This window comes from Rhodospirillales bacterium (assembly GCA_018666775.1).
GTDB lineage: Bacteria > Pseudomonadota > Alphaproteobacteria > SMXQ01 > SMXQ01 > JABIXC01.
This window is the reverse complement of sequence record JABIXC010000016.1, coordinates 16961-31815: the sequence shown is the minus strand read 5'-3', so window position 1 is coordinate 31815 and position 14855 is coordinate 16961. Positions and strand designations below refer to the sequence as shown.

At 54.2% G+C, this 14855-nt stretch carries 12 protein-coding genes; 6 read left to right on the top strand and 6 right to left on the bottom strand.

The features are described from left to right. Positions 1–64 precede the first annotated feature (64 nt). A complete protein-coding gene (locus HOJ08_07750) occupies positions 65–1141 on the bottom strand; it encodes an AbrB family transcriptional regulator (GenBank protein MBT5673326.1) in 1077 nt (358 codons plus the stop codon). 223 nt (positions 1142–1364) lie between these two features. On the opposite strand from HOJ08_07750, the gene tkt reads away from it, so the two are divergent. Genes tkt through HOJ08_07735 form a run of 3 tightly spaced genes read left to right on the top strand, consistent with a single transcriptional unit; the run spans position 1365 to position 5697 of the window. Beyond that, the gene (tkt, locus tag HOJ08_07745; protein ID MBT5673325.1) at positions 1365–3401 is read left to right on the top strand and encodes a transketolase; all 2037 of its coding nucleotides are present in this window, start codon (positions 1365–1367) and stop codon (positions 3399–3401) included. A 58-nt stretch (positions 3402–3459) separates the two neighbouring features. Next, positions 3460–4464 carry a type I glyceraldehyde-3-phosphate dehydrogenase gene (gene gap, locus HOJ08_07740; GenBank protein ID MBT5673324.1) on the top strand — a complete coding sequence of 335 codons (1005 nt, stop codon included), beginning with the start codon at positions 3460–3462 and terminating at the stop codon, positions 4462–4464. A 15-nt stretch (positions 4465–4479) separates the two neighbouring features. Beyond that, the gene (locus HOJ08_07735; GenBank protein ID MBT5673323.1) at positions 4480–5697 is read left to right on the top strand and encodes a phosphoglycerate kinase; all 1218 of its coding nucleotides are present in this window, start codon (positions 4480–4482) and stop codon (positions 5695–5697) included. Here the strand turns inward: HOJ08_07735 and HOJ08_07730 are convergent. Together HOJ08_07730 and HOJ08_07725 are read right to left on the bottom strand one after the other, a co-directional pair. After that, positions 5694–7661 (bottom strand): PAS domain S-box protein, encoded by a 1968-nt coding sequence (locus tag HOJ08_07730; GenBank protein ID MBT5673322.1) that lies wholly within the window; start codon positions 7659–7661, stop codon positions 5694–5696. The two genes, HOJ08_07735 and HOJ08_07730, sit on opposite strands and share 4 nt — an antisense overlap. A 3-nt stretch (positions 7662–7664) precedes the next feature. Further along, positions 7665–8876, bottom strand: coding sequence for a DUF2336 domain-containing protein (locus HOJ08_07725; GenBank protein ID MBT5673321.1), 1212 nt, complete (start codon positions 8874–8876; stop codon positions 7665–7667). 369 nt (positions 8877–9245) lie between these two features. Here HOJ08_07725 and HOJ08_07720 point away from each other — a divergent pair, with 369 nt between their 5' ends. After that, positions 9246–9500 (top strand): hypothetical protein, encoded by a 255-nt coding sequence (locus tag HOJ08_07720; GenBank protein MBT5673320.1) that lies wholly within the window; start codon positions 9246–9248, stop codon positions 9498–9500. 20 nt (positions 9501–9520) lie between these two features. On the opposite strand, the gene ftsY is transcribed toward HOJ08_07720, so the two are convergent. Genes ftsY through HOJ08_07705 form a run of 3 tightly spaced genes read right to left on the bottom strand, consistent with a single transcriptional unit; the run spans position 9521 to position 12575 of the window. Continuing rightward, positions 9521–10456, bottom strand: a complete 936-nt coding sequence (gene ftsY / locus HOJ08_07715) for a signal recognition particle-docking protein FtsY (protein MBT5673319.1) — start codon at positions 10454–10456, stop codon at positions 9521–9523. Further along, positions 10453–11715 (bottom strand): tRNA (N(6)-L-threonylcarbamoyladenosine(37)-C(2))-methylthiotransferase MtaB, encoded by a 1263-nt coding sequence (gene mtaB / locus HOJ08_07710; protein ID MBT5673318.1) that lies wholly within the window; start codon positions 11713–11715, stop codon positions 10453–10455. The genes ftsY and mtaB overlap by 4 nt, the downstream gene beginning before the upstream one ends. After that, complete coding sequence (locus tag HOJ08_07705; GenBank protein MBT5673317.1) at positions 11712–12575, bottom strand: diaminopimelate epimerase; 864 nt, start codon at positions 12573–12575, stop codon at positions 11712–11714. The genes mtaB and HOJ08_07705 overlap by 4 nt, the downstream gene beginning before the upstream one ends. Positions 12576–12847: 272 nt before the next feature. Here HOJ08_07705 and ffh point away from each other — a divergent pair, with 272 nt between their 5' ends. Next, positions 12848–14218 carry a signal recognition particle protein gene (ffh, locus tag HOJ08_07700; GenBank protein ID MBT5673316.1) on the top strand — a complete coding sequence of 457 codons (1371 nt, stop codon included), beginning with the start codon at positions 12848–12850 and terminating at the stop codon, positions 14216–14218. Positions 14219–14297: 79 nt separating this feature from the next. Further along, on the top strand, positions 14298–14849 hold the full coding sequence (gene rpsP, locus HOJ08_07695) for a 30S ribosomal protein S16 (GenBank protein MBT5673315.1): 552 nt from the start codon (positions 14298–14300) through the stop codon (positions 14847–14849). The last annotated feature ends 6 nt before the right edge of the window (positions 14850–14855 follow it).

Sequence of the window (14855 nt, the reverse complement as noted above, 5' to 3'; positions counted from 1 at the left end):
TCTTATGGTGAGAACGGGTGATATGCAATTGAATCTGGGGGAGGATGCCCCCTTTATGCAGTGCTTATTTTGTGGGTTCTTGCTCCATCCGGCTTCGGACCCATTGGGCAAGGCCATAAATATACTGGGTGCCCATGTTGACGATCACCACCCGGACCATATGAAAGGCCACCACCAAAGGCACGCCGACGTTTAACGCCTGGGCGGTGATGGTCATTTCGGCCAATCCCCCCGGTGCGGTTGCAATCAACATGGTGGCAATGGACATGCCGAATGCCCATGCCAATCCCAAAGCCACCAATGCAGACACGATCAAAATAAAGAATGCATTGAACAGGGCAAAGGGAATGAACAGCCTGTGGCGGATAAAGAATTCACGTTCATATCTGGCGCCTAAGACAAGACCAAACATCAATTGTGCAAAATCTGTCATCCATGACGGGATTGATGAAAGTTCAATGCCATTCATGGTCAGCGCTGCGCCAAAAAAAATCGGCGTCAGAAGGTAGCCATTTTGCAGCCCCATCCGTTCTGAAACTTCCCCAAGGATAAATCCGACACCAAGCCAGGGGAGCAAAATCCAGAATTCCAGCGGCAATTGGGGCCGATACGCGCTGGCCTCGATGGGGATGCCACCATAGGTCAGAACAAAGGGAACAATGATGACCACCGCAGAAACCCTGAGGCTGTGGGCAACGGCTACCGGTGGAATTTGTGCTCCGTGGCGTTCCGCCAACACCGCCATGGCCATGGCACCGCCGGGGATGGATGCAAAAAAGGAAGATTTGCCATCAACGCCGGAAACCCGGCTGAGCACCACCGCGCCCAACCCACCGATCAGGAAGGCCGATGCCGTGGCCAGGGCGATGGCGCCGATATGGGTGCCGATGGCGGCCACCACTACAGGTGTAAAATAAAGCGATACCGCAGAGCCCAGAATGATTTGGCCCATTTGGCGGGCATAGGGCAGGGCGTATATCCTGATTCCCATTAAATTAAGGGTGGCCACGGCAACCATCGGGCCAATCATCCAGGGGATGGGCGTGTCCAGCCAGTCAAATAGCGCCCCGGCAGGGATGCCAATGCAAAGGCCTTTCAAAATTCCGGGCAGTCGTGGTCGAAGGTCTGAAAGAACACTCATGAAGGCTTTGGGTCCTGTGTGGGCAAGGTTGATTGCGCGATAAAGTAGCCTAATGCCTATTCAAAGGCGAGCAATCCACCACCAAAAGATAAAAGCCCCCCCTAAAAATATAAAAGGGAGCCTGTTTGGTGAAAACCATTGGCACCGGCTGCGCTTTTGGCTTATCAAATGGGGTCATGTCTTGTGCGCATTTTTGCGCAAAAAATAGCCGGGAGGGCCAAAAGTGTCGGACGCTAAAGCGCCAGACGTCAGTGCGTCATCTGTCGATCCAGCAATTCAGAAAAGAATGGCCAATGCCATACGGTTTTTGGCCATGGATGCGGTTGAAAAAGCCAAATCCGGTCACCCGGGCATGCCCATGGGCGCCGCCGATATGGCGACGGTCCTGTTTTCCCAATTTTTGAAATTTGATCCCAATGATCCGGCCTGGCCAGATCGTGATCGTTTTGTCCTCTCAGCGGGCCATGGCTCGATGCTGCTGTATTCGTTGCTGCATCTGACGGGCTACAAGGACATGACCCTGGATGAGCTGAAAAATTTCCGCCAGTTCGAAAGCCGCACCGCAGGCCATCCTGAATACGGGGTCGCCCCGGGCATTGAAACCACCACAGGCCCCCTTGGCCAAGGGCTGGCCAATGCTGTTGGCATGGCGCTGGCAGAACGCCACATGGCGGCGCGTTCCGGTGATGATCTGGTAGACCATCACACCTATGCCATCGTTGGGGATGGCTGTTTGATGGAAGGGATCAGCCACGAAGCGGCATCCTTGGCCGGGCATCTTCGCTTGTCAAAATTGGTTGTCCTTTGGGACGATAACAAGATTTGCATCGATGGCCCGACCTCCCTCACCGTCTCCGAAGACACCTTAAAGCGGTTTGATGCCTATGGCTGGGATGTTTGCAGCGTTGATGGCCATGACCCCGAAGCCATTCGTGCCGCCATTGCGGCTGCGCGCGTATCGGATCGTCCATCGTTGATTTCAGCCCGGACCACCATTGGCTTCGGCGCGCCTACCAAGGGCGGCACATCGGCCACCCATGGGGCACCCTTGGGTGCAGAAGAAATCGCAGGGGCGCGTAAAGCGCTCGATTGGCCCCATGCGCCGTTCGAAATACCAGAAGATGTCCGCGCTGCCTGGAAGGCCGTAGGGGCCCGCGGGGGGGCCGCGCGTGATGCCTGGAGCAAACGCCTGGATGCACAACCTGCCGATCAGCGCGAAGCCTTTGAAGCCGCACTTTCCGGCGATATGCCGAAAGAATTTGATGGGGTGGTGGATGATTACATCGCAACATTGATAAAAGACGCGCCAGCCTGGGCGACGCGCAAATCTTCTCAAGAAGCCCTTGAGGTGATGACCGCCGCAGTACCGGGAATGCTTGGCGGATCAGCCGACCTGACCGGATCGAACAACACCAAGACCAAAGTCGAAGACGTGTTGGATGCCGATCATTATGGCGGGCGATACATCTATTACGGGGTGCGTGAACACGGCATGGCATCGGTTATGAACGGGATGGCGCTTCATGGGGGCATTATTCCTTATGGCGGCACCTTCCTGATCTTTACCGATTATTGCAGGCCCGCAATCCGTCTATCGGCATTGATGGGGCTTCGGGTGATTTATGTCATGACCCATGATTCCATCGGTCTTGGCGAAGACGGCCCAACCCATCAACCGGTTGAACACTTGATGAGCCTGCGGGCCATCCCGGAGCTTCGGGTGTACCGACCGGCCGATGCGGTTGAAACCGCAGAATGCTGGGCGGCGGCCTTGAAAGATAAAACCCATCCGGCCGTGCTTGCGCTGACACGCCAAGGCCTTCCCACCGTGCGCACCTCAGCGGGTGCCGGCACCGATGGTGCGGGCACAGGGGGGTATGTTCTGCGTGAAGCCGAAGGTGATGCCAAGGTGACCTTGTTGGCAACGGGGTCCGAGGTTGAAATCGCCCTTGGCGCGCGCGACCTTTTGGCATCTGACGGCATTGCGGCATCGGTTGTTTCCATGCCGTGCTGGGAATTGTTTGATCTAAGGCCAAAGGCAGAACGCGAAAAAATTCTGGGCCCCGGGACGGTGCGGGTCGCCGTTGAGGCAGGTGCTGCATTTGGTTGGGAACGCTACGTTGGCACCGAAGGTGGCATTGTTGCCATGAATTCCTTCGGGGCATCGGCACCGATCAAAGATTTATATGCCCATTTTGGAATTACGGCCCAAGCGGTTGCTGCAAAGGCGAAGGCCCTTCTTGCGGATAAAAACGGATAATTCACACTCAGCTAATTTACACACAGCCAATTTACACTGGCAATAACAGGAGAATATTATGGCGATCAGGGTAGCGATCAACGGTTTTGGACGTATCGGGCGTCTTGTCCTTCGGGCCATCCATGAGCAAAACCGCAAGGATATCGAAGTGGTTGCTATCAACGATCTTGGATCGATTGAGGCCAATGCCTATCTATTGCAGCATGATTCAGTTCACGGGCGATTCCCCGGCACGGTGCGAGCCACCAAAACCGGCATCAATTTTGGTCGCGGTGCGGTTCGGGTTTTAGCCGAACGTGATCCTGCCAATTTGCCTTGGGCAAAAATGGGCGTTGATGTTGCACTGGAATGCACAGGCATTTTCACATCCCGTGACGGGGCATCGAAACATCTTGAAGCGGGCGCCAAACGCGTTCTGATCTCAGCGCCCGCCAGTGGCGAAGACATCACGGTTGTAAACGGTGTCAATCACAAGAAACTGCGCAAAAGCCACCGCATCATTTCCAATGCATCGTGCACCACCAATTGCCTGGCCCCTGTGGCTTATGTGATGCAGAAATCCTGTGGGATCACCCGGGGTTTCATGACCACGGTTCATTCCTATACCGGAGATCAAAGTCTGCAAGATACCCTGCACAAGGATTTGCGGCGTTCCCGGGCAGCGGCCCAGAACATGATCCCAACCTCAACCGGTGCGGCAAAGGCCGTGGGTTTGGTGTTGCCAGAACTCGTCGGCAAAATTGATGGCACGGCCGTTCGCGTGCCCACCATCAATGTCTCCATGGTCGATCTGACCTTTGTACCGAAAAAGCCAACCACGGTTGAAGCGGTCAACAAGGCCATCATCAAAGCAGCCGATGGTCCCTTGAAGGGGGTGCTTTCTTATACGTCCGATCCAGTGGTGTCCGGTGATTTCAATCACAACCCATCCAGTTCCATCTTTGATTTGTCGGAAACCCAGGTGATTGATGGGCGCTTTGTCCGCATCCTGTCTTGGTATGACAATGAATGGGGCTTTTCCAATCGGATGGTGGATGTTGCAGCTATGGTCGGCAAGCTGTAGCCAACAGGTAAACCCATGGATCACGACGGCACCGTCTTTAAAACGCTGGATGATTGCGACGTTTCGGGCAAACGCGTTTTGGTGCGCGTGGACCTGAACGTGCCGGTCATGGATGGGCGTGTGTCTGACATGACCCGGATTGAACGGGTGGCCCCGACGTTACGGGAACTTTCCGATAAGGGCGCCAAGGTTGTGGTGCTGTCCCATTTTGATCGCCCGGGCGGCAAGGTTGTGCCTGAAATGTCGCTGGCATCTTTGGCGAAACCCTTGGCAGAAGTGCTGGGCCGTGATGTTGCCTTTGCCAAGGACTGTATTGGTTCTGATGCTGCTAACGTGGTGGAAAACCTTTCCTCCAGCGGGGTGGCATTGTTGGAAAATTTGCGCTTTCACAGCGGCGAAGAAGCCAATGATGCGGCATTTTCAAGTGCCTTGGCGGAACTGGGCGATCTCTATGTGAATGATGCCTTTTCTGCGGCACATCGGGCCCATGGGTCCATCGAAGGCCTGACCCATCACCTGCCATCGTTTGCCGGACGTCTGATGCAGGCGGAACTGGAAGCCCTGCGCAATGCGCTGGAAACGCCTGAACACCCGGTTGCGGCCATCATTGGTGGGTCCAAAGTTTCCAGCAAACTGGACCTGCTTGGCAATCTTTCGACCCGGGTGGATAAACTGGTGATTGGCGGCGGCATGGCCAACACATTTATGTTTGCAAAGGGCATCAATGTTGGCGCATCCCTTTGTGAACGCGACATGGTCGATACCGCGTGCGCCATTCTGGCCCGCGCAGAAGATGCCGGGTGTGAAATACTTTTGCCCATTGATGTGGTGATAGCATCGGGCCTTAAAGATGGTGCAAGTGCCAAAACCGTTGGTATCAACGACGTTCCAAAGGATGCGATGATCCTTGATGTTGGGGCTTTAACTGCAAAATTCCTGTGTGATGCGCTGGGATCGTGCAAAACCGTGGTCTGGAACGGCCCGCTTGGGGCATTTGAATTTTCACCCTTTGATACTGGGACGACATCGGTTGCCCGTCATGTTGCCGCGCTGACCCAATCGGGAGACTTGCTGTCTGTGGCTGGCGGTGGCGACACAGTGGCGGCCCTGGCCAAGGCGGGCGCCGGGGATGATTTTTCTTACGTATCAACCGCAGGCGGGGCATTTCTGGAATGGCTTGAGGGCAAGGAACTGCCCGGTGTCCGCGCGCTGGTAGACGCTGCGAAGGGTTAAGCGCGGGGTCCGCTAAGGACGCGGTTGGCAGGAAACGCGATGGAAATACAGGTGCCCTCACCGGGCGTGCTTTCCAGCTTTAAATCACCATCATGAAGTTTGATCAGGGCGACTGTCAGCGGCAGGCCCAGCCCGGTGCCGTCAAAGCGGCGCGCCAGACTGCTATCGACCTGGCCAAACGCGCTAAGGGCTGCGGGGATGTCTTCTTTTTTTATACCGATCCCGGTATCAATGATCTGAATGGTAACCCCGCCCTCTTTGTTCAGGCCGCCGTCAATGCGTACCGTGCCGCCAGCGGGGGTAAATTTTACGGCGTTGGAAACAAGGTTTAGAAAGATTTGGCGGATTTTGCGCTGATCAGAATAAAAGGGTGGCAGGTCATTTGGTAAATTTGATGAAATCGCAACCTCGGCTGCTTCGGCTTGATCACAAAACAAACGGATGGTGGCATCGGCTTCACGTTTCAGGCTGACTTTTTCCTCGTGGAGTTCCAGCTTTCCGGCATCGGCTTTTGAAACGTCCAGAATGTCATTAATGACGCCAAGAAGGTGCCGCCCGGAATCCAGAATGTCGTGAATATATTCCTGATAGCGTTCGTTGCCGATGGGGCCAAGGGCCTGGTCGCGCATCACTTCGGTGAAGCCAATAATGGCATTGAGCGGGGTGCGCAATTCGTGGCTCATATTGGCAAGAAATTCACTTTTTGACCGGCTGCCCTGTTCCGCCAGTTCTTTGGATGATCGCAGGGCTTCTTCACGATTTTTCATATCCGTGACATCGGAAACAATGGTGACAACGCCTCCGTCTTCGGTGCTTCGGTCACTGATCCTGATCCACCGCCCGCTGGCTAAATGAAGCTCTATATTTGCCGCAATCTGTTCCGTGGCTTCGGTGTGCAAAACATTCCATTCTAAAAGGGCGTTCTCAGGACCGGTAACAAAGCCGGAATTGACAGCGGCTTCTAAAACTCCGGAAAAGGCAGCGCCCGGAACAAGAAAACGGGCAATGCCTGCCAGGTATTCTTTGAACCTGTTGTTAAAAAGGATCAGCCTGTCTTCGGCATCAAAGAGTGCAAACCCTTCTGAAATATTTTCAATTGCGGCCGTAAGCCGGTCGCGTGAAATGGATGCATTCCTGCGCGCTGCAGTTTCATCGGAAATTTCAGTTGCGGTCCCCCGAAAGCCCTTGAAAGCCCCGGTATCTGAAAACATGGGCAGGCCGGAAAGAAACAGCTTTCGGGTGCGGCCATCCGCAAGGGTGATCAGGAAGTTGATATCGCGAAAGGGGGAACGTGTTTCGCGCGTGAGCAAGGGTTGATTGCGCTCGCCATCACGGGGCTTGAACGTCCCAATATCAAACATATTTTTCCCCATAATTTCACGGGGATGAATTTCAAGGACCTCGTTAACCCGGGAAGAGACATAAACCAGATTGAAGTCTGTATCGGTTTCCCATATCAGGTCTGTGACCAGACGGGCAATGTCGTCAAACCGGTCCTGGGCAACCAGTTGCGCCAGACCTTGGGTGTCTTTATCCGAAACATCCGTGTACATGCCCCCGACCGCGACAATCAATCCGCTGTCATTGTGAATTGGGAAATGATTGGAGCTGAAAGAGCGCAAGCCATCGGTGGTTTCCAGGTTTTCAGTCCGGGTGGTGCCTGCAGCCATAGCGATGACATTGGCGATCACCTCATCTAGGGGAAATACAGGCTCTGGCATTGTGTCATTGCCTGCCTGGTGGTCAACGGGCATGGCATTGACCATGCTTGCGGCAAGCCTTCGGTATGCTGCATTTACGGAAATAAAATTGCCACAAAGATCGGCAGTATAAAATGGGGGCGCACTTGCGGTTGTTGCTGCGGCTGAAAGATTGGGCGGATTTGTTGTTCCGTCTGTTTGCACCGTTTCCAGATCAGAAGCGGTTGTCTGATCCTTTAAAATCTTATGCAGACGACCCGACATTTCTCACGATGCCCCATCATCGAATTCCCGCCGAGAGCCATTGTCACTCCGGCGCTCGTTTTCAGAATTCTCAGGATCGGTGTATTTATCGAGGACACGCATGGCATTCAGATAATTGGAATCTCGTTGCCAGCGTTGCAGCATCGCTTGGGCTGTTTCCATTTTGATTCTGTCAAATAGCTCAAGAACGCGATTTAATTCCTTGGGGTTTATGGACTGGTCACTGCTGTGTGCCTTTCGGGTCAGCATGAAGATGGAGGCAAAATCACTTTTTATAATGTTAACCCCCCTGCACACGACAGTCAGGGCTTCACCGCCTGGTTCAAACAAAATTCGGCGCAGCAGTCTGGGACTTAGATCCGACAGGCGGGCGAACAAGGCTTCGAACAGGGGAATTTCACCCTGGCGTAGAACCTTGACCAGAAGTTCAGAATTCAACTCACCCTGATCGGCAAGTTTTTCAGCCAGTTCCATGGGCTTTGTTTTGCCCGTTTCCATTCCGCTACGGCTGTCTTTTTCCATGACATTCTTGACGGTGTCTTCAAGGGTCGCATCAAGCTCTATTTCATCAATTTCAAAATGTTCAACGATGTGTTTGCGCAGTGCGGCTGACACCCACCAATACATGCGTTTGACAATTTCGGGATCAATATCGGGCCTGCGCAAAAGCGGATTCTGATAGGTATCAACCCGTTTGGATTGTTCCACCAGGTATTCCATGGTGGTTTTGGAAATAGCGGCACTTGGATTTTCCAGCATCGTCTTTATGACATCCTGGTTGCCGGTTTCTACCAGGGCATCGGTCACGCTTTCGCTCAGGGCACGACGCATAGCAATGGCCATCTGGTGTTGCATTGTCCGGTGTCGGATCACCTCAACCAAATCGATATCATGAAGAATCTCGCTGCCGATCAAAATGGGGTGGGCGACTTCGATGTCATCATTGGCAAGGGTGATCGCCAGGTCATGGGGCGGGTTATCCATTTTGGATATTTTTTCGGCCAAGGCGCGGCGCACGGACATTTCCACATCATGGATAATTTGGCGCAAGATGTCGGTCATCAGCGCCCGTTCCCGGTCGCTCAGGACATTGCCATTGTTGCCAAACAAATCCCCGACAGCATCGACCAGGTTTGATCTGCCCTTGGCGCTTTTGTCCCGCGCCATTTCCATCAACGCATTGAATTCTTCTTTTGCAGCGATTTCGTCAGTCATAATATTTTACTGTTTTGGAGGATTGCCAATTGAACATGGTCATTCCCCATTCCCCAAGTATGTGGCCCCCTCGTGCTCCGGTTTGGAACGAGCCACCTAAATTTCTAATTATCCCCCTATTTTCAGTGATTTATATTTAAGCAATCGTAAACAAAAGATGCTTTTGGAAGGCGTTTTTGAAAGAGGGTGGAAAAGGCTGCATTTTAATTAAATTTTAAACGGGGTCTTTTAGGGTCAAGCCATCGTCGCGTGGAAATCAGGTATGGGTTCGCGTGGAATACAGGTAGTTGCGAACAGGTGGACACGATGGTCGGATAGATCATGGGTTCACTGCGATACGGCGAAAACAGTGGTTTAGTAAGGATTTCCATGCAGATACCTCCCTCGAATGCCCTTCTTAATGCCCTTTCCGTTGCCCAGGTTCAGGCACCTGCTGCCCGGCCCATCGCGCCGGTAACGCCCAATGCGCCGGTTTCCGGTGTGCATCAAAATGGTGCCATGGCCGCTGCGGCGAAAGCACTGGCGGCACGCGGCAATCCGTTGCCCCAGGCCCCGGTTTCATTGCCAACAGAAGCGCCTTCCGGAAATTTGCCCCGGGGCAGTATTATTAATCTGGTTGTGTAATTTTTAAGACGCGTCCGTTTTTAAGACAGGTCAAGCCCAAGCAGGGAACGCGCAAAATCCCTTGCTGCAAAAGGCCTTAGGTCTTCCAGACCTTCGCCAACGCCAATGGCGTGAATGGGCAAGGCCAACCGGTCGGCCAGTGCCACCAACACCCCCCCGCGCGCTGTGCCATCCAGCTTTGTGACAATCAAGCCATCAACCTTGGTGATATCGCGGAAGGTTTCCGCCTGAATGTGTGCGTTCTGGCCGGTGGTGGCATCAAGAACCAATACGGTGGAATGGGGCGCGGTATCATCCAGCTTTTTGATGACCCGGGTAATCTTTTCCAATTCGGCCATTTGGTCAGATTTATTGTGAAGGCGCCCGGCGGTGTCGATAATCAAGATATCAACACCTTCCTTTTTTGCAGCTTCAAGGGCCCCAAATGCTACGGCAGCAGGATCGCGGGTGCCCGGATCATTAAAAAACAGGGCCCCGGCACGCTCGGACCAGACCCGAAGCTGTTCCACGGCGGCGGCACGAAAGGTATCTGCTGCTGCCAGCATGACCGAATGCCCCTCATCGACAAAATAATGGGCAAGCTTGCCAATGGTGGTGGTCTTTCCGGTGCCATTGACCCCGACGATTAACAAAACATGGGGGCGCGCAGCCGTATCAATGACAAGGGGCTTGGCGACGGGCTCTAGAATGTTGGTGATTTCGTCGGCCAGTGCTTCTGTCGCTTGTTTTGCCGTTGTTTCAGGGTCTCCATTTTTTTCAAATTTTTGATTTGAAAGTGTTGCGGCCAAACGCGCCGATGTTGTCGGCCCGATGTCGGCAGTGATCAGCAGGTCTTCAATATTCTCGATTGTTTTTTGATCAATGCGCGGGGATGAAAAAACCGAAATCAGGCCATCCGAAAGTGCATTTGATGTTTGCGTTAGCCCTTTGCGAAGCCGTCCCAGCCATCCGCTCATGACAATAGGCGGCCTAAAAGCTGGCCGTCTTTTTGGCCGGTAATTTCTGCAGTTGCAATCGTGCCAACCGGTGCTGTCCCGGTCAGCGCAACACGGGCGAAGCGTTCGGTGCGCCCGATGCCCGGTTGTTCGATCAAGACGTATTCTTGGGTCCCGGTGCACGATTTCAGAAATGAATCCCGCGCTTTTTCACCCGCTTCCCGCAAGGCCTTGGCGCGGGCCTTGATGATGGTGCCGTTGATCGCAGGCATTTGGGCGGCCGGTGTATCAGGGCGCGCAGAAAATGGAAAAACGTGAAGCCATGTCAGCCCTGCGTCTTCAATCAAGCGTAAGCTGTTTTCAAACATGGCGTCTGTTTCCGTTGGAAAGCCAGCAATCAGATCGGCACCAAACACGGTTTCTGGCCGGATGGCACGAACGGCATTACAAAATTCGATGGCTTGATCCCGGGTGTGGCGGCGCTTCATGCGTTTCAAGATCATGTCATCGCCTGCCTGGAGGCTTAAGTGCAGTTGCGCCATCACACGGGGCTCGGTGGTGATGACATCAAACAGGATGTCGTCCACTTCGGCGACATCAATGGATGAAAGCCGAAGGCGGGGCAGGTCTGGCACCTGATCAAGAAGGGTGCGGACCAAGGTGCCCAGGCGGGCACTTTCGGGAAGATCTTCCCCATAAGCGGTCAGATCAACCCCGGTCAGCACGATTTCCTGGAAGCCCTTGTCCACCAAAGCCCGGGTTTGTTGCAACACGCCTTTGATGGGCACAGAGCGTGAATTGCCGCGCCCAAAGGGAATGATGCAGAAGGTGCAGCGGTGATCACAGCCTTGTTGAACTTCGACAAAGGCCCGGGCCTTTCCTTCAAAGCCTTCGACCAAATGACCGGCGGTTTCGCGAACGGTCATAATATCTGCAACCAAAACACGGGGGGTGTCAGTTTTGGTTTTGATGCGGGCAAAGCTTTCCGGGGTAAGCTTTTCGCTGTTGCCAATGACGTGATCGACTTCATCCATGGATGAAAAGCCATCAGGATTAATCTGGGCGGCGCACCCGGTGACGATCACTGTGGCGTTGGGGTGATCGCGCCTTGCCTTGCGAATGGCTTGGCGCGATTGGCGTTCCGATTCTGTTGTGACCGCACAGGTATTGATGATCACTGCATTTTCAAGGCCGGCACTTTTGGCGTGGCCGCGCATGACTTCCGCTTCAAACGTATTGAGGCGACACCCAAACGAGACGATTTCTGCTTCGCCTGTCACAGGCCTTTCCCCGTGATCAGGCTGGGGGCAACCATGCCGGTGAAGGCGACCGACACGGGACCGCTCATCAGGACGTGATTATCGGCTTCGCGCCATTCAATTTCCAACGTGCCGCCATCAAGGTGACAGATAACCGTGCGTCCAAGCAGGCCCCGGCGGATGCCGTTCACAACCGTGCCACAGGCCCCGGTGCCACAGGCTTGTGTCAGGCCAGCACCGCGTTCCCAAACCCGCAGCCGTAATTCATTTTTATTTTTAATTTCGGCAAAGCCGATATTGGCGCGTTCGGGAAAAATTGGATCATGTTCTAAAACCGGCCCAATCGTTTTCAGGTCCAGCGCATCGATAGCATCAACAAAAAAGGTGGCGTGGGGGTTGCCCATAGAGCATGCGGCCGGATCGGAAACGCTGCCAGCTTGAAGGGGCAGGTGCAGGGTGTCTTCGTCCTGGGCGAGCGGGATGTCCCGCCAATCAAGCCCCGGCTCACCCATGTCCACACGCACGCCATTGTCGGCGCCTTCTGCGATCAAGATGCCTGCGTTGGTCTCGATGATGGCTTCATCGCCCCCGTTTTCATCCATTAACAGGGCGGCGACACATCGGGTGGCATTGCCACAGGCAGATGATTCGCTGCCATCGGCATTGCGGATATGCATAAAGGTCTGGGCATCAGAATTTTTAGGTGCGGCCAAAAGAATCAACTGATCACAGCCAATGCCCCGATGGCGATCGGCAATGCGCGCAGAGGCTTCCCCATCGATCAGGCTTTCCAGCGGCTGGTCGTGGCTGATCCGGCGTCCGTCAATGATGACAAAATCATTGCCGAGCCCATGCATTTTTATGAATAGCAAACCTTCCATAACCGGCCTTATATGGCGCACTTGCCACCAGTTGCAACCGCTTTCGGGTGTTTGAGCCCTTTTGGGGCCTGTGGACACCCCCTAAATTCATCTTTCTCTCTCAAAAACTTGACAATTTGGGCACATAACGCCTAAATTCCGCCCGCTTAGGGAAAATTACCACCCCGAGCTCCCCGGTTTCCCCGGGGGGTCCCACCAGCCCGCGAGTTTCGCGCACTGGTGTGATTGTCGTTTTGAGTTTGAGATTACCTAAAAAGGCCTGCAAGACCGCGATGTTTGAAAATCTTGGCAATCGTTTAAATGACGTTTTTTCCCGGCTGACCGGTAAGGGTGCGCTGGGCGAAGCAGACGTGGATGAAGCGCTGCGCGAAGTGCGGGTTGCCCTATTGGAAGCCGACGTGGCGCTGCCCGTGGTCAAGGATTTCTTGGATCGTGTGCGCAAGTCCGCCCTTGGTGAAAAGGTCATCCGCTCGGTCACGCCGGGCCAGATGGTCGTCAAAATTGTCTCTGATGAACTGACAGCCCTTTTGGGTGGTGAAAATCAGGCGCTTAATCTGGCGACAACCCCGCCTGCGGTTATTTTGATGGTCGGTTTGCAAGGCTCTGGCAAGACCACCTCATCGGCAAAAATCGCACTTCGCTTGTCTGGTAAATCGGGCAAGAAGGTTTTGATGGCGTCTCTGGATACCCAGCGCCCCGCAGCCCAAGAACAGCTGGCCGTCCTTGGCCGCCAAGCCCAGATCAATACCTTGCCAGTTGTTGACGGCCAATCGGCGATCGATATTACCCAGCGTGCGTTGGCCTCGGCCCGCCTTGAAGGCTATGACGTTGTCATTCTGGATACTGCGGGACGGCTTCATGTTGACGCAGATTTGATGGATGAAGTGGCAAAGGTCCACGAACTGTCTAACCCCATCGAGACCCTTTTGGTGGCCGATGCCATGACCGGCCAGGATGCCGTCAATGTTGCATCAACCTTTAAGGAACGGGTTGGGGTGACGGGCATTGTGCTCACCCGGGTTGATGGTGATGCAAGGGGTGGTGCGGCCCTTTCCATGCGTGCCGTTGCTGGCGTGCCGGTCAAATTAATGGGGACCGGTGAAAAACTGGAGGCCCTGGAAGATTTTCATCCCGATCGCATTGCCTCGCGCATTCTTGGCATGGGCGACATGGTTTCACTGGTGGAAAAAGCCGCCGAACAGGTGGACCAGGAAGAAGCTGAAAAGCTTGCTGCCAAAATGCAAAAGGGCAGTTTTGATCTTGATGATATGGCCAGTCAGCTGGAAAAGATGTCTGCCATGGGCGGGCTGAAAGGGTTGATGGGGATGTTACCCGGCGCGCAAAAAATGAAGGCGCAGATGGCAACGGCCAATATCGACGACAAGGTGTTTCTTCGCCAAATCGCCATTATTCGTTCCATGACCGGCATCGAAAAACGCCGGATAAAGATTTTGAATGCATCGCGCAAGCGGCGCATTGCGGCAGGGTCTGGGACCCAAATTCAGGACGTAAACCGCCTGATTAAACAGTTCCTGCAAATGAGCAAGATGATGAAAAAGGCCGGCAAGCTTGGTGCCAAGGGGTTGGCACGAAGTGGCATGCCGGGAATGCCTACCATGCCACCGGGCATGATGGGAAGATAGATAACCGATTGTAATACAACACTTAATTATAATTTTAACTTTGACTACTTAGTGAAGACCTGAAAGGAACCTGAAGCGTATGGCATTAAAAATTCGTTTGTCCCGCGGCGGGGCCAAAAAGCGCCCCTTCTACCGCATTGTTGTTGCTGATTCCCGTAAACCACGGGATGGCCGCTATCTTGAACGCCTTGGCCATTATGATCCGATGCTGCCCAAAGACAGTGATCAACGGGTGGTTTTGAAGGAAGACCGCATTCGTCATTGGATGGGCATGGGCGCACAGCCAAGTGACCGGGTCGCGTTGTTCTTGTCCAAGGCATCCATGATGGAAAAGCCAGCGATCGCTGAGCAAACCAAGCAGCATTTGCCAAGGGCCAAGACCCAGGAAAAGATGCGTGAAGCTGAAGAAGTGGCGAAGGCTGCAGCCGAAGCAGCAGCAGCAGCCGAAGCGGCACCCGCTGAGGAAGCACCTGCCGAAGAAGCTGCCGCCGAAGCAGCACCTGCCGAAGAAGCTGCCGCCGAAGCAGCACCTGCTGAAGAAGCTGCCGCCGAAGCAGCACCTGCTGAAGAAGCTGCCGCTGAAGAAGCACCTGCTGAAGAAGCTGCCGCTGAAGAGAAAAAGGCCGAGTAGGCCCCC